Source organism: Mesorhizobium sp. LNHC209A00, from assembly GCF_000502915.1.
Lineage (GTDB): Bacteria > Pseudomonadota > Alphaproteobacteria > Rhizobiales > Rhizobiaceae > Mesorhizobium.
The window spans coordinates 405,811-421,325 of record NZ_AYWT01000002.1 but is presented as its reverse complement, the minus strand read 5'-3'; the positions used below and the strand labels follow the sequence as shown (position 1 = coordinate 421,325).

Here is a 15,515-nt window from a genome sequence, read left to right as displayed (position 1 = left end):
GATCAGCCCTGTCCGAACCAGTCGTCGATGAAGCGCTGGTAGATCCGCGTCAGCGTTTCCAGATCGGCGATGGCCACGCGCTCGTCCACCATGTGCATGGTCTTGCCGACCAGGCCGAATTCGACCACCGGGCAATAGTCCTTGATAAAGCGCGCATCCGATGTGCCGCCGGAGGTGGATAGCGCCGGCTTTTTGCCGACCACCGCCTTGACCGAGCCGCTCAACGTCTCGACTAGCCTGTCGTCGCGGGTCAGGAAGACATGGCTCGGCCGGTCGCGCCAGACCAGCTCATAGTCGACTGGGGTCTTCTTGCCCGGCCGGTATTTCTTGCGCCCAGCCGCCTGATCGAGGCGGTTGTGGATTTCCGCCTGGACCGTCTCGGCCGTCCAGCTGTCGTTGAAGCGGATGTTGAAGGTGGCGGTTGCCTTGGCGGGAATGACATTGGTGGCCGGGTTGCCGACATCGATGGAGGTCACCTCGAGGTTGGTCGGCTGGAAATCCTTGGTTCCCTTGTCGAAGGCGGGATGCAGCAAGGCGTCCACCAGGCTCATCAGGCCCCGCACCGGATTGTCGGCAAGCTGCGGATAAGCGGCATGGCCCTGGCGGCCATTGACGGCGATGCTACCCGACATCGAGCCGCGCCGGCCGATCTTGACCATGTCGCCGAGCGTGTCCGGATTGGTCGGCTCGCCGACGATCGAGGCGTCCCATTTCTCGCCTTTGGACGCGGCCCATTCGAGCAGCTTGACCGTGCCGTTGATGGCCGGCCCTTCCTCGTCGCCGGTAATCAGCAGCGAGACCGAGCCCTTCGGGCCACCATTCGCCTCGACGTTGCGCGCCACCGCGGCAATGAAGCAAGCAATGCCGCCCTTCATGTCGACCGCGCCACGGCCATACATTTCGCCATTGGCGATGTCGGCGGCGAAAGGCGGATGCGTCCAGGCGGCTTCGTCGCCGACCGGCACCACGTCGGTATGACCCGCGAACATCAGATGCGGGCCATTGCCGGAGCGCCGTGCATAGAGGTTCTCGATGTCGGGCGTGCCGTCTTCGGAGAACACCGGCCGATCGACCAGGAAGCCGAGCGGCTTCAGCATCGCCTCCAGCGCGCTCAGTGCGCCGCCTTCGGCAGGTGTCACCGAGGCACAGCGGATGAGAGAGGCAAGGTTTGCGGCGGGGTCAGTAGGCAGCGTCATGGCAAAAGCGATAGTCGAAAGCGAATGGCCTGTCACGGCCAGACATAGGGCCAAGCCAATGGCCGACGATACCGCCGACATTATGGTTTTCATGTCGTATAGTTCTGGCTGACGCGGAGTAAGAGATGGCAAACGGCGAAAAGAGGATCGTCATTGCCGGCGCCGGCAGCATTGGCTGTTATGTCGGCGGCTGCCTGGCGCTCGCCGGGCGGCAGGTTGTCTTGTTTGCCAGGCCGCGCATCGAGGCATCGCTGTGGCAGGGCGGATTGCGCGTCAGCGACCTCGAGGGTCGCGATCGCCTGATCAAGCCGGCAGAGCTTGCCGTCACCACCGATCCGGCCGCGGCCTTGCCAGGGGCCGATGTGATCCTGGTCACCGTCAAGAGTGGCGCGACGTTGGAAATGGCGGCACTCATCAAGGCCCATGCCCGTCCCGATGCCGTGGTGGTGAGCCTTCAGAACGGCGTCGACAACGCCGACAGGCTCCGCGCGGCACTTGGCCCGCGAACGGTGCTGGCTGGCATGGTGCCGTTCAATGTCGTGCAATCAGCCGATGGAGAGCTGCCGCTGCGCGTCCACCGCGCCAGCGACGGCAAGGTGAAGGTTGAAGACGGCGATGCCCGCCTTGCGCACCTTCTCGACGCTGAAGGCCTGGCTGTCGAAACGCATGGTGATATGAAGGCCGTGCTGTGGGGCAAGCTTCTGATGAACCTGAACAATGCGCTGGTGGCGCTGTCAGGCCTGCCGCTGGCAACCGAACTTGCTGACCGGCGCTGGCGGCTGATCCTGGCCAGCCAGATCGACGAGGCCTTGCTGGCGATGACGGCCTCCGGCATCGAGCCGGCCCGGATCGCCGGCCTGCGCCCGACGCTGCTGCCGAAGGTGCTCAGGTTGCCCGACTGGCTGTTCAAGCTCCTGGCTCGGCGCATGCTGGCGATCGATCCCGAGGCGCGCTCGTCGATGTGGGACGATCTGCAGCGTGGCCGGTCGACAGAAATCGACGACTTGCAGGGCGCCGTTTTGCGGCTCGCTGAAAAAGCCGGTACGCCGGCGCCGACGGTCCAGCTTATCAAGGCGCTGGTGCGCGCGGCGGAAGCCGAGCGGCTTGGCTCGCCGGACCTGGTGCCGGAGAAGGTTGTGGCGCCGCCGGCCGGCCGTCGATCAACGTGATCTTCTGCCAGATCTTGCGCGACAGGTTGGACGCCAGGTTCTCGATGTCGTTGACGCCGGCTATGACGACAGCGTCATTGACGGATTGGGCGAACAGCGCCGCGATCTTGCCGGTGATCGACAGCATTTCGGAGCAATAGTCGAGATAGCGCGCAAGATCCGCGGCATTGGTGAGACGGGCCGGCGAATGCGCCGTCGGCTTGAAGCTGGCCGACAGCGCCGCCGGATCCTTGGTCAACTGGTGCATGTCGATGACGTGGATCAGTGATCTGAGGCCATGCAACTGGCGAAACACCTGCTTGCGCTTGATGCGCTCCTCGGTGCGGATCAGGGCGAGGAAGCCGAGCACGGCGAGGATGATCATGTTGATCGTGGCTTCGATGCCTTGCACCGACTGCACCGCGTCGTCGGCTTGCGAGATGTGAATGAGCGGCAGGATGGTGCCAACGAACAGGAAGATCAGCGCGCCCCCGATGACGGCGGCGACGATGATGCCACGCAGCCACCAGATCGGCGCTTCCAGGGTCTTCGCGGCCTTGGCCAGATCGCGAGACAGCGAGACAAGTTCGGCGGCGACGCCGCGCAACCCGGCCTCCGGGAAACGGTCGGCCACACGCCCTTCCAGCCGCTCGGCGGTTTCGATGATCAGTTTCGGATCAAGCGTGCGGTAGCGCATGGCGAGATATCCGATCGGCCCCCTAGAGCATGATGCCGAAAAGTTTGGAGCGGCTTTCCGACGACGTCATGCTCTATTTCTTTGATTCTGCCGGCTCGTTGGTGCGCTGGCCATAGCGGTTGGGTCCAGGCTGCCCTGGAAACAGGCACAACACAAGGAAGGCGACGATCGAGACGACCGGCACGAACAGGATCAGCGCGGCAATGCCCGGCCTGTCGAGGTCGTGCAGCCGCTTCACCGCCAGCGCAATGTTCGACCACAGCGAGGCGATGAAGGCGATGAAGAAGATGAACGACCACATGTTGCTCTCGGCCGAACCCTCCGGCACCAGCGTGAAGCGGTATAGCGGGAATGCCTGGATGATGGCGACGAGCAACCCGCCGAGAAAATAGGCCGCGCGGCTGACGCGGCCCGAGGTCTTGAAGAAAAGCCAGTTGAGATCCGATCTTTCAGGCAAGCGGGTCCGATCCATATTGATTGGCACCCCTGGTGCCTTCGAGAATGCCGAGTTCGACCAGCAGCCAGATGCCGCCGATGACGGGTACGAGGCCGATCAGCGTCCACCAGCCCGACTTGTTGCGGTCGTGCCAGCGTTTGGCATAGAGGGCAATCGCGAAATAGATCGATGCCAGCGCGAAGAGGATGCCTATGATGCCGATCTGGGCACCGCTGGCCGTGGTGAAACGCGTGCCGAGGATCGCATCGAGAATGAAAGCAATAACGCCGATAACGATGAATACGCCGATGCCAGCCCAGAACTTACCCCGGTTGATGCGGCCATCAAAGCTTGTGAGCAGATATTTCCAGTCCATGTCACCCCTCCAGTTGAACCAGCGCGACCGATTGTCGCGCCGGCGGAAGGTGCGCCTGCCCGGCGGAAAGATCAATCGCGCAGCAATTCGTTGATAGACGTTTTGGACCGGGTCTTGGCGTCGACTCGCTTGACGATGACGGCGCAGTAGAGACCTGGGCCCGGCTCGTTGTTTGGAAATGCCTTGCCCGGCAGCGAGCCGGCGACGACCACGGAATTCGGCGGCACCTCGCCATAGAAGATCTCGCCGGTGGCGCGGTCGACGATCTTGGTCGACTGGCCGATGAAGACGCCCATGCCGAGCACCGAGCCTTCGCGCACGATGCAGCCCTCGACCACTTCGGACCGCGCCCCGATGAAGCAATTGTCCTCGATGATGGTGGGGCCGGCCTGCATCGGCTCCAGCACGCCGCCGATGCCGACGCCGCCCGAAAGGTGGACGTTCTTGCCGATCTGGGCGCAGGAGCCGACCGAGGCCCAGGTGTCGACCATGGTGCCGCTATCGACATAGGCGCCGACATTGACGAAGGACGGCATCAAAACCGCGCCCGGCGCAACATAGGCCGAACGGCGCACGATCGACGACGGCACGGCGCGGAAGCCCGCCTTCTCGAAATCGACGGCGCCCCAGCCGTCGAACTTGGACGCCACCTTGTCCCACCACACGGCCTCGCCGGGGCCGCCCTTGATGATCTCCATCGGATTGAGCCGGAAAGAGAGCAGCACCGCCTTCTTCAGCCACTGATTGACATGCCACTTGCCGTCGGCCTGCCGCTCGGCGACGCGGGCGGTGCCGCGGTCGAGCAGGTCGAGTGCCGACTGGATGGCGTCGCGCACCTCGCCGCGGGTCGCGGTCGAAATGGCGTCGCGTTCCTCGAAGGCCCTGTCGATGGTCCTTTCGAGGCTCGCCAGATCGGGCTTCGACATGAATTTGCTCCATTACCAAGCTGTTAAGGGGTGCGCCTTAACCTATTTAGAAGTCGCGCGGACCCCCCGGCAGGCTTTGCCTGCCTGAGTCTTTGCACTAGCAGGTTCTTGTCGCAAAACCGCCAGACACTTTTGCGGAACCTGCTTATGTTAAGGCTCAATGGGGGTCAATCGCGACTGCGTCACGGGACGACGCAAGTGAAGGAATGGACGGGTGGATTCGATGACTCCCATGGAAAAGGCGGGATGGACGCCGTTGCCGCATTCGGATGAGGATCTGGAGCGGTCGAAAAGCGTGCCGGACACGCCGCAAACTCGGGCCGAGACCTACCGCCTGGCTTGGAACGATCCCGACTTCATGACCCGGCGCGAGCTGCGCGCCGTCAGGCTGCAACTGGAACTGCTGAAGCCGGAAATGATCCTCGCCGAGCGCGGCATTCGTTCGACCGTGATCCTGTTCGGCGGCGCGCGCCTGCCGGAGCCCGGCGGCGAGGCCTGGGCGGCCAAGAACGAGACGCAGAAGAAGAACCTCGAGGAGAACAGCAAATATTATGAGGAGGCGCGCAAATTCGCCCGCCTGTGTTCGCAGCAGTCGGCCACGTCATATTATCGCGAATACGTGGTGGTAACCGGTGGCGGTCCGGGCGTCATGGAAGCGGGAAACCGCGGCGCCGATGATGTCGGCGCGCCGTCGATCGGACTCAACATCGTGCTGCCGCACGAGCAGGCGCCGAACCCCTATGTGACGCCGGAGCTCTGTTTCAACTTCCACTATTTCGCCATCCGCAAGATGCACTTCGTCATGCGCGCCAAGGCCGTGGCGGTGTTTCCCGGCGGCTTCGGCACCATGGACGAGTTCTTCGAGACGCTGACGCTGATCCAGACCGGACGCATGGAGCGCGTGCCGGTGATCCTATTCGGCAAGTCCTTCTGGAAACGTGCGATCAACCTCGACTTCCTCGCCGAGCAGGGCACGATCAGCCCCGGCGACCAGGACATCATCGATTTCGTCGACACAGCCGACGAAGCCTGGGGCATCATCAGCAGGTTCTACAAGCTAGGGAGTGAGTGAGTAGGGGATGGTGAGTAGTGGGGAGCGAAAGATGTCTCCCCCACTACTCACTACTCACTATTCCCGTCAAAAATTCCGCGAGATCGTCGGTGACGTAGTCGACGTCGTCTTCCTGCGCCGGGTCGCGTTCCCAGATTTCCGAGAAGGTCGGCTCGAAATTGCGCGGCACCACGAGAACCGTGGTCATGCCCAGGGACTTCGGCACGGCCAGGTTGCGGGCGAGGTCCTCGAACATCACCGCATTGTGGCCGGTGACGGCGTGCAGTTCGGCGAACTTCTCGTAGGTCTGGCGCGCCGGCTTGGGATTGAGGCCGGCAGCGACGATATCGAAAATATCGTCGAAATGGTCGAGGATGCCAAGTTGGCGCGCCGTGCGTTCGGCATGCCTGCGGTCGCCATTGGTGAAGATGAACTTACGGCCGGGAAGCTGGCGGATGGCGGTGCCGAGAACGGGATCGGGCACCAGCCACGAATAGTCGATGTCATGGACCTTCTCCAGAAAGTCGTCGGGATCGATGCCGTGGCGCGTCATCAGCCCGTTCAGCGTCGTGCCGTATTCGCGATAGAGCTCCTTCTGCAGCTTGCGCGCCTCCTCGCGCGGCAGCGCCAGCAATTCCCCGACATAGGCGGTCATCTTGACGTCGATCTGCGAGAACAGATTCGAATGATGCGGGTAGAGCGTGTTGTCGAGGTCGAACACCCAGTCGGTGACATGGGCGAAGCGGGCGGGATCCGGAAGCGTGGTCATGCGCTCCTTATGGCATGAAACAGGGCTTCTGAAAGGGACTTTATCCACAACTTCTGCGCGTCGAGAGTGGCGGAAATGGCCTGACGATTCAAATTTTAGCCATCCCCGAAAGGTCGCCTTCAGGGCTTGCTGGCACAGAGACAAGTCCTGTGTGGAGCCCGCGATGAACAGCATTATTCTCAAATCCGCCGCCGTCGCTTTCGCCTCCGTCGCTGCTTCGCTCCTGCTGACATTGATCATCGTCCCAGCCATGGGATTCCCGATAACGCGCACGATCTGGCTGACGTCGACAGTCTGTCCGCTGGTCCTTGCCTGGACGGCATGCGCCGGCACGTTCTGGCAGAGCGACAGGTTGAAAAATGCCCATCGCGAATTGGCCCGTGCCCACGCCCAACTCGCCGCGGCGCACCGCCGCCTGGCGGAAAAGGCGAGCCGCGACGACATGACCGGCATGCTCAACCGGGAAAGCTTCTTTGCCGCACTTGACGGTTCCCGGCGCAAGTCCGACCGTGGCGCGCTGCTGATCATAGACGCCGATCATTTCAAGAAGATCAATGACAGTTTTGGTCACCTGACCGGGGACGAGGCGCTGCTGTTGATCGCCAGCGCCATCGAGCGCGGCGTGCGCAGCGGCGATGTGCTCGGCCGGATCGGCGGCGAGGAGTTCGGCGCGTTTCTGACCGGAGCCACGGAACAGGAGGCCAAGCGAGTTGCCGAACGGATCCGTCGCGAGGTCGAGCTGATCCGCTTCCGGCCTGTCGATGAGCGAACCATTCCTTTGACCGTCAGCATCGGCGGCACCGTCTGTGGCGAGGACGTCACCGTATCGGACCTGATGCGCGCCGCCGACCGGCGCCTCTACCAGGCCAAACATGCGGGCCGCAACCTGACGATCCTCGATACGGACATTTCAGCGGCCGCGTGAGCCGACCGGCACAACCGGCCTGTTAAGGAATTGCTAACGCTGTTTGCATTCGGTTGTGCCGCTTCACTGCCTTGAGGCCGGCCTTGGCACGATACTGGCCTCTGTGAAGATGCGTGTGCCGTTCAAGGAATGTCATGCGCATCGAAGCCCCCTATCCGAGAGACCTGCCATGAGTTTCTTCCTCAAGAAAATGCCACGCCGCATGATCGTGCAGGCGCTGATCGCCCTGCCTGCCCTGTCCCTGTTCCGCAAGCTGCCCGAGGCCGACGCGGCCTATGGCGGTCCATTGCGGGTCGAACCATCACGGGCCGACCCGAATGAGATCGTCGAGATCAATGGCTGGATCCTGAAGCGGAGTGACCTGGCATGATCTTCGACAGCTACGAGGCGTATCGCGCCGCTAATTTCGCGCCAAAGGTCTGTATCCTTGGTTCCGGCCCCGCCGGCACCACGATCGCCAGGAAACTTGGCGCGGCCGGCATCCCGGTCGTGGTGCTGGAAGCCGGCTCGCGGGAATTCAGCGACGAGTCGCAGGATTTCTACCGCGGCACCACGGTCGGCGATTTCTACTTCAATCTCGATATCACGCGGTTGCGGTTCATGGGCGGCAGCTCCAACCATTGGGCCGGCTGGTGCCGTGTACTCGACAAGCTGGATTTCGAGCCGAAGGCCTGGGCGCAGGATACGGGCTGGCCGATCCGCCTTACCGACATCGAGCCCTATCTGCCGGAAGTGCGCGATATTCTCGACCTTCCCGAATTCCGGCTGGATGTGCCAATCTCGGACGACATACGCTGGGTGCAGCTGATCAAGAGCCCGGCGGTGGGCTTTGCCGAAAAATACGCCGACGAACTGGATAAGAGCCAGAACATCGCGGTCGTGCTCAACACCTATGCCACCGAGCTCGCCGGCGACGGCAAGCGCGTGACCGGCGCCAGATTATGGTCCAACGGCCAGGATGCCGGCGCCTTCAGCGCGGACTATTTCATCGCCTGCACCGGCGGGCTGGAGAATTCGCGGCTGCTTCTGTGGTCGAACCAGCGGTCCAACGGCGGTGTCGTGCCCAATGCGGCGGCGCTTGGCCGCTACTGGATGGAACATCCGACCTTCGAGGGCGGCAATGCCATCCTGGCCAACTATGGCGAGTTCGAGGTCGATGCCGTCAACGAGGCCTTCTTCTCACCGACACTCGCCGCGATGGAGCGGCTGCGGATCATGAATTTCGGCATCCGGCTGATCGAAACGCCCTATCCGGGGGTCAAGAGCCTGATCGCCGATCTCGCCTGCACGGCGCCCAACATGGCCGAGTGGATGTCCTCCAAGCTCAGCCAGAATCTGCGCTGCGCGGCCCAGCTTTACGTCGCTTGGGAGCAAGCGCCATTGGCGTCCAACCATATTGAGCTGTCAAAGACCGATGTCGACCACGCCGGCGTGCCGCGCATCGAGTTGCACTGGAAGAAGTCGGACCTGGAGCGCCGTACCGTTCTCGAAGGGCTCAGGCTGTTCGGCACGACGCTGATCGAGAAGAATCTCGGCCGCGTGCGCATCGCCGACTGGATCAGCAATGGTGGCGATTATCCGACGAATGACGAGACGGCGGGCCACCATCACATGGGCGGCGCGCGCATGGGCACCGATGTCACCAGGAGCGTGGTCGACGCCAACTGCAAGGTGCACGGCATGGACAACCTCTATGTCGGCGGCTCCGCGGTGTTCTGCACATCCGGTCAAGCCAACCCGACGACGACGATCACCGCGCTGGCCTGCCGGCTGGGCGAACATCTGAGCAAGGTGGTCGCCGTCTGAGTGGCCTGGGTAAAACTTGACCGCGACGTTGAAGCCTCCCCCGGCGCCGATGACGGCGCCGGATGAGTTCGGCATGCTCAAAAACCGTAGATGGCGATGCGCACCAGCACTGCCGCGGCGGCCAGCGCCACGAGCAGGATCCCGAGGCCGATGGGCGAACCCCATCCATACCATTCCATCGCCAGCTTGGCGTATTTGAACTCATCCTCGTGCGAGAGAGGGGGACGTTGTTGAATCACGCTCATTTTTCACTCCTTGCCGGCGGCCGGCCCTTGCCTTGTCCAGGCTGCGGCCGCATATTGCTGTAACGGTCTAAATGTTAGACAAATTGATAGTTAGATGATCGAAGTAAATTCGTCAAGCAAGAATCGCAACGAAATCACGGCCGCGATCGGCCTTGCCGTCATGCAATGGCAGGACGCGACACAGGCCTATGACGAGGCGGTCGGGGCAAGACTCGGCCTCAACATGGCCGAGCGCCACTGTATCGGACTGCTCCATGGCGGCCCGCAATCCGCGGGCGCGGTCGCCACCGCGACCGGGCTGACGCCGGCCGCGGTGACGGCGCTGATCGACCGGCTGGAGGCGCGCGGCCTGCTGACGCGCACGCGCAGTCTCGAGGACAGGCGCAAGGTGGTGATCGAAGCGACCGAGGCGACGCGGGAGCTGTCGGCGCGCTATTACGGCGCCATCGCCAAGGAGGGCGAAAAAGTGATCGCCACCTTCAGCGACGCCGAGCTCGCGACCATCTCGCGCTTCGTCAACGCCGCGCTCGACCTGCAGCGCGCCCAGCTCGAGCGGCTGAAGGCCGAAGGGCCGGACGCCCGCGGGCTATAGGCGGGTGCCATGTGTTCGCGGCTTTCCTGCACACGTCGGCAGGGGAATGGAACTATTTCGGCTGAACCCCATAGGTGACAAGAAACGCCTCCACCGAGGCATCCGCATGCCGTTCAAGTTCGGCCTTGGAACGCCCGTTGCTTCCCGTGAACATAGCTTCATTCATGGGAATCCAGAGAAGCATTCCAAACAGATGGCTGGCTGCCAGATGGGGGTCACTGGTTCGCATCAGGCCTCGATTGGTGAGCTTTTCAAAGCAGGACGCCGTCGAGGCAAGCATGCGCTCAAAACCGTTGTCGTACCAGCTGCGACCAAGCTGCGGCATTCGATCCGCGTTGGCGATGATCAGGCGCCGCAGCTTCAACAGCTCCTCATCCATCAGCATCGTTATCAAACGCCGAGCAAGCTGCTGCAGGCCACCCTGCATGAATTTCGCCTCGGAAAGCAGTGTCGTCACGGACTCGATGACGTCGTTGACTTGGGTAGCGGTTGATAGAACGACTTCGGCGAAAAGTGTCTCCTTGTCCTTGAAATGCTTGTAGACGGTCTGCTTGGAAGCTCCCGCCCTGGTGGCGATTTCCTCCATGCTGGTGCCATCATAGCCCTTGCCGATGAACGCCGCCGTGGCCGCCTGGATGATTTCACGATCCTTGCGGGCCGACCTAGTCTCACCGTCGATCTCCATGGGCCTCCCTTGACCAGTACTAGACGGTACCGTTCCCGCATGATAGTCACCGTTATAGTACTAGACTGGCTAGTACCCGTCAACGAAAGCAGGGCTTGAATCGATGAGCAAAATGATCTTCCTCAATCTGCCGGTGCGCGATCTTCAGGCAGCGACCAACTTCTATCTCGCGATCGGAGGCACACTGAGCCCGCAGTTCTCGAACGACCAGGCCAGCTCGATCATGTTCTCGGACTCCATCGGTGTCATGCTGCTGACGCACGAGCATTACGGTCAGTTCACAGCGCGGCGGATCGGCGACCCCAAACGTGAGAGCCAGATGCTGATCGCCCTCACCACGGACAGCAAGGACGAGGTCAATGCATTGATCGAGAAGGGCGTGGCGGCAGGCGGCCGCGCTGATCCCAATCCGGCCCAGGATCTCGGTTTCATGTTCAACCGCCACATCGAAGATCCAGACGGCAACGTCTGGGAATTCCTGTGGATGAACCCCGCCGCCATGCAATAACCTGTCGGGATCAAAGCGTCTAAAGCGCGTCGCCCTGACAGGGATTCATGCGACGCGCTTTAGGTACTTGAACCGCACTCTCACTTTACGCAATTCCGGATGCAAAACCGCTCCACACTTTCCGGAAATTGTCCCGGAGACGGCCAATCACGCCTGCCGTTCCGATCGGCCGAAGCGCCGTTCGAGATAGGCCTGGCCGAATTCCAGTGCGATCGACAGGATCCAGTAGATCATCGACGCGGTGATCAGCATCTCGATGTGGCGGAACTCCGTCTGGCCCATGGTGCGGGCGAGATACATGATCTCCCAGACGCCGACGACCGACACCAGCGAGGAATCCTTCAGCATGGCGATGAACTGGTTGCCGGTCGGCGGGATGATGACGCGCATGGCCTGTGGCAGGATGACCAGCGCCATGGTCTGGCCGGGGCTCAGGCCGAGCGCCGTGGCGCCTTCGCTTTGGCCGCGCGGGATGCTTTCGATGCCGGCGCGGAAGATCTCGGTCATGTAGGCGCCATAACACAGCGACAGGGCCACGATGCCGGCCGGCACCGCGCCGATCACATAGCCGACCTGCGGCAGGCCGAGATAGATGATGTAGATCTGCATCAGCAACGGCAGGCCGCGAAACAGCGACGTGTAGAAGGTGGCCAGCCCGTAAACGATGCCGTTGCCGGTCAGTTTGGCGATGGCCCCGACAAGCGCGATGGTCGTTGCGATCAGAATCGAGATCGCCGAAATGTAAAGCGTCGTGGTGACGCCCTGGGTGATCAGGAAGCCGACCTTCCTGGCAATGAAGGCAAAGGAGAGGTCGAAGGAATAGAAGAACAGCATCAGCAGCGCGAACAGCTCGATCCAGACGCCAGCGATCTGCTGGCGTCGGGGCAGCAGCAGCAGCAGCTTGCAATTCACCAGAACCAGGAGCGCGATCAACACGGCCGAGAGGGCGCGCGACAAGGCTGGATTGGCCTGCAACCAGTCGGATGCAAGCGGCATCACCGAGCCGATCCAGCTCGACTTGATGCCCATGGCGTAGAGGGCCGCGGCCAGCAGCGCGGGAAAAAGCGCGGCCGCCGCGTGGCGGGCGAGGCCTGGATGGGAGAGCATCAGCCTGCCGATCATGCCGTCACCTTGTCCTTGGTGGTGGCGCGGCGTTCCCGCCACCAGTCCTGCGTCTGCAATTTCCAGTAGGTGAGCTGCGCGGCAGCCAGGCCACCGGCGCCGCCGGCCCAGCTCAGTCCGAATGGCGCGAACTGCCGATACCGGTCCGAAGCGCCCAGAATGCCCTCGGCGACTACTTTTCCGGCAATCGCCGTGGTGTTGAGGCCATGGCCACCGAAAGCGGTGCAGTACCAGACGCCTGATTGCATCTCCCCGACCTGGGGCATCAGATGCCGGGCATAGGACATTAGACCAGACCAGGCCAATTCGGTCTTGAGGCCGGCAAGCTGCGGGTAGGTGCCGACCATTTCACGGCGCAATTCGCGCGCCAGCGCGTCGGCGGAAGCGGCACGCGTGGTGATGCGCCCGCCCCACAAAAGGCGATTGCCACTCTCGACCAGACGATAATAGTCGCCGGCCCGCCTGTTGTCGCCGACGGCATCCGTGGTGGCGATGGCTTGCGCGATGAGGCGGGGAGCCACCTCGGAAACCATCACATAGGTCGCGATGGGCAGAAAGGCGCGGTAGAGCTGGCCGAACACCGGGCCGGTATAGCCGCCGGTCGCGAGCACGATCTGGGGCGCCCGAAGCGTGCCCTGCCTCATGCGCAGCATCTTTTGCGGTCCCGACAGGTCGCATTGGACGACCTCCGAACTCTCATGGATATTGCCGCCCAGCCGCTCGATCTCGTCGGCCAGGCAACGCAGATAGTTGAGCGGATGGATGTGAAAGGCGTTCGGGTCGCGCAGGCCTTGGTGGTAGCGAGCCGATTTCAGCACCGCGCGCACGTCTTCGCCGCGCAGATATTGAAGCTCGTAACCGTGGTCGCGGGCCATCTGGTCGGCATAGGCCTTCAGCGCATCGCCGCCGTCGTAGCGCAAGACGCTGAGCAGGCCGGCACGCGGCTGGGCGGCCGATATTCCGAGCGCCTCGATAGTGTCGCGCACGAATTCCATGCCTTCGATCGACAGCCGGTGCAGGTCGCGCGCTGCCTCTCCGCCGACACGTGCGGCGATAGTGTCGCCGCCGGTGGCGAAGCCGGGTGTGACGAAGCCGCCATTGCGTCCCGAAGCGCCGAAACCGACGACCTGGGCTTCCAGCACGACGACGTGCAGTCCGGCGCGCGCCAGCTGCAGCGCTGTCGTCAGTCCGGCCAATCCGGCGCCGACGACGGCCACGTCACATCGCGCCTCGCCTTCGAGCGGGGGCCGCGTCTTCGGGTCGGTCAGGGTGCGGGCGTAATAGGTGTCCGGATAGGCCATCGACAACTTTGCGGTGAGGGGCATTCATGAGGTGGGGTGACGCCCGCCGGCTGCCGAGGGGGCAGCCGGCGGCATGACTTATTTGGCGCTGTAGTCCTTGCCGTACCACTTCGTGGTCAGCGCGGCGAGCGTGCCGTCCGTCTTCATTTCGGTGATGATGCCCCCGACTTTCGCGGTCCACTTGGGATCCTTCTTCTCGGCGATGACGACGAGCGGCTCGCGGAAGGCGTACTCGCCTTCCAGGATCTTCACGGGATAGCCGTTCTTGATGGCGTTCTGCGCCGTCTGTTCCGGCGCGATCACGGCATTCAGGCGCACGCCGTCGCCAAGCCGCAGGTCATCGAAGGGAAGCATGGAATCCGCGTAGGTGCGGATCTCGCCCGGCTCGAGCTTGTATTCGATGGGAGCCAGACCAGGCGCGTCGATTTCGAGCTTGCGGCGGATGAAATCCTCCGAGGTGGTGGCTGTTTCGACGCCGATGATCTTGCCGTTGAGATCGGCGACCGACTTCGCGCCGCTGTCCTTGTGCAGGACGTAGACGTAGGGGCTGTAATAATAGATGCCGACAAAGTCGATCACCTTGGAGCGGGCCTTTGTCGGCGTGACCGATCCGACGCCAAGGTCGTAGCGTCCCTGCCAGCGCCCGCCGGTCAACGTCGCCCAGTCGGGCGTTTCGAACGAGACGTCGACACCAAGCCGCTTGCCGATCTCGCGCGAGACATCGATGTCGAAACCGGCGAGTTCGTTGCTGTCGTTGAGAAAGCTCTGTGGCGGCCAGGCCGCGTTGGTGGCGATGACCATCGCCTTTTTCGACGTGACGCGGTCCAGGGTTTCACCGGCGATGGCTGCCGTCGTGATGGCGAATGTCGCGGCGGCAAGAACGGCGAAATTGAGCAGCTTTTTCATAGTTATCCCTCCCTTGTGGTTGAACTGATAGGTTGAGTGGCCGACGTCGAACCTTAGCGCTTCAGCGACGGGTTCAACCGAATCGGTTTCGGACGTTGCCCATCACAGCCAAAGCTGATTCCCCCTGATGGGACCGGCGTTTGTGACCCCAGACAGTCAGGTCGCAAAAAGAAGGGTTCCACCCGGCGAAATGCGGGATAATGGCGATCGCGCAGTCATTGCGTCCCTTGAGACGACAAAGTGCCGGATATGTTGGCCTTGTTCCGTTCGCCGCTTCCAGTATTGCGGATTGTCGCGAGGGCTGTTCAGCCGATAGGATCGCGCGGTGGTTAGTAAGCGGATCGAGCGAGAGGTTTTGTTGGTGGAATTGACCGAGAAGGATCGTCAGTTGCTCGCGCTGATGCAGAAGAACGCGCGTGAGCCGGTCGCGTCACTGGCACGACAGCTCGGCGTGTCGCGGACAGCGCTGCAGGAGCGGATCCAGAAGCTGGAGGCCGGCGGCATCATCGAAGGCTATACCGTGCGGCTGGCCAAGACGGTGGCCCAGAACGCCGTCCACTGTTTCACCCTCGCCGCCCTGAACAACAAGAGCTATCCAGACGTCTCCAGAAGGATCAAGGCGATGCCCTCCATCCAGGCGGTCTATGCCATAACCGGTGAATGGGATCTGATCATCCACCTTGCCGCCGAGACGCTCGAGAAGCTGAACCGGGAGGTGAATGCCCTGAATGAAATCAGCGGCGTCGTCAAAACCGCTTCCCACGTGGTGATGGAGACGAAGTTCAACCGGACCATCTACGCATTGTAGGACATGGCGATGCCCCGG

The 15,515-nt window shown here is 62.5% G+C and carries 19 protein-coding genes; 8 read left to right on the top strand and 11 right to left on the bottom strand.

What is annotated here, in order from left to right:
• Positions 1–2 precede the first annotated feature (2 nt).
• On the bottom strand, positions 3–1,196 hold the full coding sequence (dapE, locus tag X739_RS160575) for a succinyl-diaminopimelate desuccinylase (RefSeq protein WP_023793127.1): 1,194 nt from the start codon (positions 1,194–1,196) through the stop codon (positions 3–5).
• 125 nt (positions 1,197–1,321) lie between these two features.
• Between dapE and X739_RS160580 the strand changes: the two genes are divergently transcribed.
• The gene (locus tag X739_RS160580; protein WP_023793126.1) at positions 1,322–2,365 is read left to right on the top strand and encodes a 2-dehydropantoate 2-reductase; all 1,044 of its coding nucleotides are present in this window, start codon (positions 1,322–1,324) and stop codon (positions 2,363–2,365) included.
• On the opposite strand, the gene X739_RS160585 is transcribed toward X739_RS160580, so the two are convergent.
• The 4 genes from X739_RS160585 to dapD form a co-directional block, all read right to left on the bottom strand.
• Positions 2,265–3,041 carry a hypothetical protein gene (locus X739_RS160585; protein ID WP_023793125.1) on the bottom strand — a complete coding sequence of 259 codons (777 nt, stop codon included), beginning with the start codon at positions 3,039–3,041 and terminating at the stop codon, positions 2,265–2,267. The genes X739_RS160580 and X739_RS160585 overlap by 101 nt on opposite strands.
• A gap of 73 nt (positions 3,042–3,114) precedes the next feature.
• The gene (locus tag X739_RS160590) at positions 3,115–3,498 is read right to left on the bottom strand and encodes a DUF805 domain-containing protein (protein ID WP_023793124.1); all 384 of its coding nucleotides are present in this window, start codon (positions 3,496–3,498) and stop codon (positions 3,115–3,117) included.
• Entirely contained in the window at positions 3,491–3,853 is a 363-nt protein-coding gene (locus X739_RS160595) for a DUF805 domain-containing protein (protein WP_023772282.1), read from the bottom strand. Before X739_RS160595 ends, X739_RS160590 begins: the two co-directional genes overlap by 8 nt.
• Before the next feature lie 71 nt (positions 3,854–3,924).
• Positions 3,925–4,779 (bottom strand): 2,3,4,5-tetrahydropyridine-2,6-dicarboxylate N-succinyltransferase, encoded by an 855-nt coding sequence (dapD, locus tag X739_RS160600; RefSeq protein ID WP_023772283.1) that lies wholly within the window; start codon positions 4,777–4,779, stop codon positions 3,925–3,927.
• A 223-nt stretch (positions 4,780–5,002) separates the two neighbouring features.
• Here dapD and X739_RS160605 point away from each other — a divergent pair, with 223 nt between their 5' ends.
• Positions 5,003–5,851 (top strand): LOG family protein, encoded by an 849-nt coding sequence (locus X739_RS160605; RefSeq protein ID WP_023793123.1) that lies wholly within the window; start codon positions 5,003–5,005, stop codon positions 5,849–5,851.
• Positions 5,852–5,894: 43 nt separating this feature from the next.
• Here X739_RS160605 and X739_RS160610 read toward each other — a convergent pair whose 3' ends face one another.
• Complete coding sequence (locus tag X739_RS160610) at positions 5,895–6,599, bottom strand: pyrimidine 5'-nucleotidase (RefSeq protein ID WP_015314425.1); 705 nt, start codon at positions 6,597–6,599, stop codon at positions 5,895–5,897.
• Positions 6,600–6,762: 163 nt separating this feature from the next.
• Here X739_RS160610 and X739_RS160615 point away from each other — a divergent pair, with 163 nt between their 5' ends.
• The 3 genes from X739_RS160615 to X739_RS160625 all read left to right on the top strand — a co-directional run bounded on the left by X739_RS160615 (position 6,763) and on the right by X739_RS160625 (position 9,330).
• Positions 6,763–7,524 (top strand): GGDEF domain-containing protein, encoded by a 762-nt coding sequence (locus tag X739_RS160615; protein ID WP_023772285.1) that lies wholly within the window; start codon positions 6,763–6,765, stop codon positions 7,522–7,524.
• Positions 7,525–7,693: 169 nt separating this feature from the next.
• Positions 7,694–7,894 carry a hypothetical protein gene (locus X739_RS160620; RefSeq protein WP_023781811.1) on the top strand — a complete coding sequence of 67 codons (201 nt, stop codon included), beginning with the start codon at positions 7,694–7,696 and terminating at the stop codon, positions 7,892–7,894.
• Positions 7,891–9,330: a GMC family oxidoreductase gene (locus tag X739_RS160625; RefSeq protein ID WP_023793122.1), complete on the top strand. Its 1,440-nt coding sequence runs from the start codon at positions 7,891–7,893 to the stop codon at positions 9,328–9,330. Before X739_RS160620 ends, X739_RS160625 begins: the two co-directional genes overlap by 4 nt.
• A 77-nt stretch (positions 9,331–9,407) precedes the next feature.
• Here the strand turns inward: X739_RS160625 and X739_RS1000000169910 are convergent, their stop codons facing one another.
• A complete protein-coding gene (locus X739_RS1000000169910) occupies positions 9,408–9,575 on the bottom strand; it encodes a hypothetical protein (RefSeq protein ID WP_023772288.1) in 168 nt (55 codons plus the stop codon).
• Between the two features lie 94 nt (positions 9,576–9,669).
• On the opposite strand from X739_RS1000000169910, the gene X739_RS160630 reads away from it, so the two are divergent.
• Positions 9,670–10,167 (top strand): MarR family transcriptional regulator, encoded by a 498-nt coding sequence (locus tag X739_RS160630; protein WP_023781809.1) that lies wholly within the window; start codon positions 9,670–9,672, stop codon positions 10,165–10,167.
• A 52-nt stretch (positions 10,168–10,219) separates the two neighbouring features.
• On the opposite strand, the gene X739_RS160635 is transcribed toward X739_RS160630, so the two are convergent.
• Positions 10,220–10,852 (bottom strand): TetR/AcrR family transcriptional regulator, encoded by a 633-nt coding sequence (locus tag X739_RS160635; RefSeq protein ID WP_023793121.1) that lies wholly within the window; start codon positions 10,850–10,852, stop codon positions 10,220–10,222.
• A 103-nt stretch (positions 10,853–10,955) separates the two neighbouring features.
• On the opposite strand from X739_RS160635, the gene X739_RS160640 reads away from it, so the two are divergent.
• A complete protein-coding gene (locus X739_RS160640) occupies positions 10,956–11,360 on the top strand; it encodes a VOC family protein (RefSeq protein ID WP_023793120.1) in 405 nt (134 codons plus the stop codon).
• 147 nt (positions 11,361–11,507) lie between these two features.
• Here the strand turns inward: X739_RS160640 and X739_RS160645 are convergent, their stop codons facing one another.
• The 3 genes from X739_RS160645 to X739_RS160655 all read right to left on the bottom strand — a co-directional run bounded on the left by X739_RS160645 (position 11,508) and on the right by X739_RS160655 (position 14,689).
• Entirely contained in the window at positions 11,508–12,482 is a 975-nt protein-coding gene (locus tag X739_RS160645; RefSeq protein ID WP_023772292.1) for an amino acid ABC transporter permease, read from the bottom strand.
• Positions 12,479–13,783: an FAD-binding oxidoreductase gene (locus X739_RS160650; RefSeq protein WP_023793119.1), complete on the bottom strand. Its 1,305-nt coding sequence runs from the start codon at positions 13,781–13,783 to the stop codon at positions 12,479–12,481. The genes X739_RS160645 and X739_RS160650 overlap by 4 nt, the downstream gene beginning before the upstream one ends.
• Positions 13,784–13,861: 78 nt before the next feature.
• On the bottom strand, positions 13,862–14,689 hold the full coding sequence (locus X739_RS160655) for a transporter substrate-binding domain-containing protein (RefSeq protein ID WP_023793118.1): 828 nt from the start codon (positions 14,687–14,689) through the stop codon (positions 13,862–13,864).
• A 361-nt stretch (positions 14,690–15,050) separates the two neighbouring features.
• Here X739_RS160655 and X739_RS160660 point away from each other — a divergent pair, with 361 nt between their 5' ends.
• Positions 15,051–15,497: an Lrp/AsnC family transcriptional regulator gene (locus X739_RS160660; protein ID WP_210161497.1), complete on the top strand. Its 447-nt coding sequence runs from the start codon at positions 15,051–15,053 to the stop codon at positions 15,495–15,497.
• Positions 15,498–15,515 lie beyond the last annotated feature (18 nt).

What these genes read in the sequence shown, in the direction of transcription:
- X739_RS160630 (WP_023781809.1), top strand. Translation starts at nt 9,670, where the DNA reads ATGATCGAAGTAAATTCGTCAAGCAAGAATCGCAACGAAATCACGGCC.
- X739_RS160595 (WP_023772282.1), bottom strand. Translation starts at nt 3,853, where the DNA reads ATGGACTGGAAATATCTGCTCACAAGCTTTGATGGCCGCATCAACCGG.
- X739_RS160640 (WP_023793120.1), top strand. Translation starts at nt 10,956, where the DNA reads ATGAGCAAAATGATCTTCCTCAATCTGCCGGTGCGCGATCTTCAGGCA.
- X739_RS160615 (WP_023772285.1), top strand. Translation starts at nt 6,763, where the DNA reads ATGAACAGCATTATTCTCAAATCCGCCGCCGTCGCTTTCGCCTCCGTC.
- X739_RS160605 (WP_023793123.1), top strand. Translation starts at nt 5,003, where the DNA reads ATGACTCCCATGGAAAAGGCGGGATGGACGCCGTTGCCGCATTCGGAT.
- X739_RS160625 (WP_023793122.1), top strand. Translation starts at nt 7,891, where the DNA reads ATGATCTTCGACAGCTACGAGGCGTATCGCGCCGCTAATTTCGCGCCA.
- X739_RS160620 (WP_023781811.1), top strand. Translation starts at nt 7,694, where the DNA reads ATGAGTTTCTTCCTCAAGAAAATGCCACGCCGCATGATCGTGCAGGCG.
- X739_RS160655 (WP_023793118.1), bottom strand. Translation starts at nt 14,689, where the DNA reads ATGAAAAAGCTGCTCAATTTCGCCGTTCTTGCCGCCGCGACATTCGCC.
- X739_RS1000000169910 (WP_023772288.1), bottom strand. Translation starts at nt 9,575, where the DNA reads ATGAGCGTGATTCAACAACGTCCCCCTCTCTCGCACGAGGATGAGTTC.
- dapD (WP_023772283.1), bottom strand. Translation starts at nt 4,779, where the DNA reads ATGTCGAAGCCCGATCTGGCGAGCCTCGAAAGGACCATCGACAGGGCC.
- X739_RS160610 (WP_015314425.1), bottom strand. Translation starts at nt 6,599, where the DNA reads ATGACCACGCTTCCGGATCCCGCCCGCTTCGCCCATGTCACCGACTGG.
- X739_RS160580 (WP_023793126.1), top strand. Translation starts at nt 1,322, where the DNA reads ATGGCAAACGGCGAAAAGAGGATCGTCATTGCCGGCGCCGGCAGCATT.
- X739_RS160645 (WP_023772292.1), bottom strand. Translation starts at nt 12,482, where the DNA reads ATGATCGGCAGGCTGATGCTCTCCCATCCAGGCCTCGCCCGCCACGCG.
- X739_RS160650 (WP_023793119.1), bottom strand. Translation starts at nt 13,783, where the DNA reads ATGGCCTATCCGGACACCTATTACGCCCGCACCCTGACCGACCCGAAG.
- X739_RS160585 (WP_023793125.1), bottom strand. Translation starts at nt 3,041, where the DNA reads ATGCGCTACCGCACGCTTGATCCGAAACTGATCATCGAAACCGCCGAG.
- dapE (WP_023793127.1), bottom strand. Translation starts at nt 1,196, where the DNA reads ATGACGCTGCCTACTGACCCCGCCGCAAACCTTGCCTCTCTCATCCGC.
- X739_RS160635 (WP_023793121.1), bottom strand. Translation starts at nt 10,852, where the DNA reads ATGGAGATCGACGGTGAGACTAGGTCGGCCCGCAAGGATCGTGAAATC.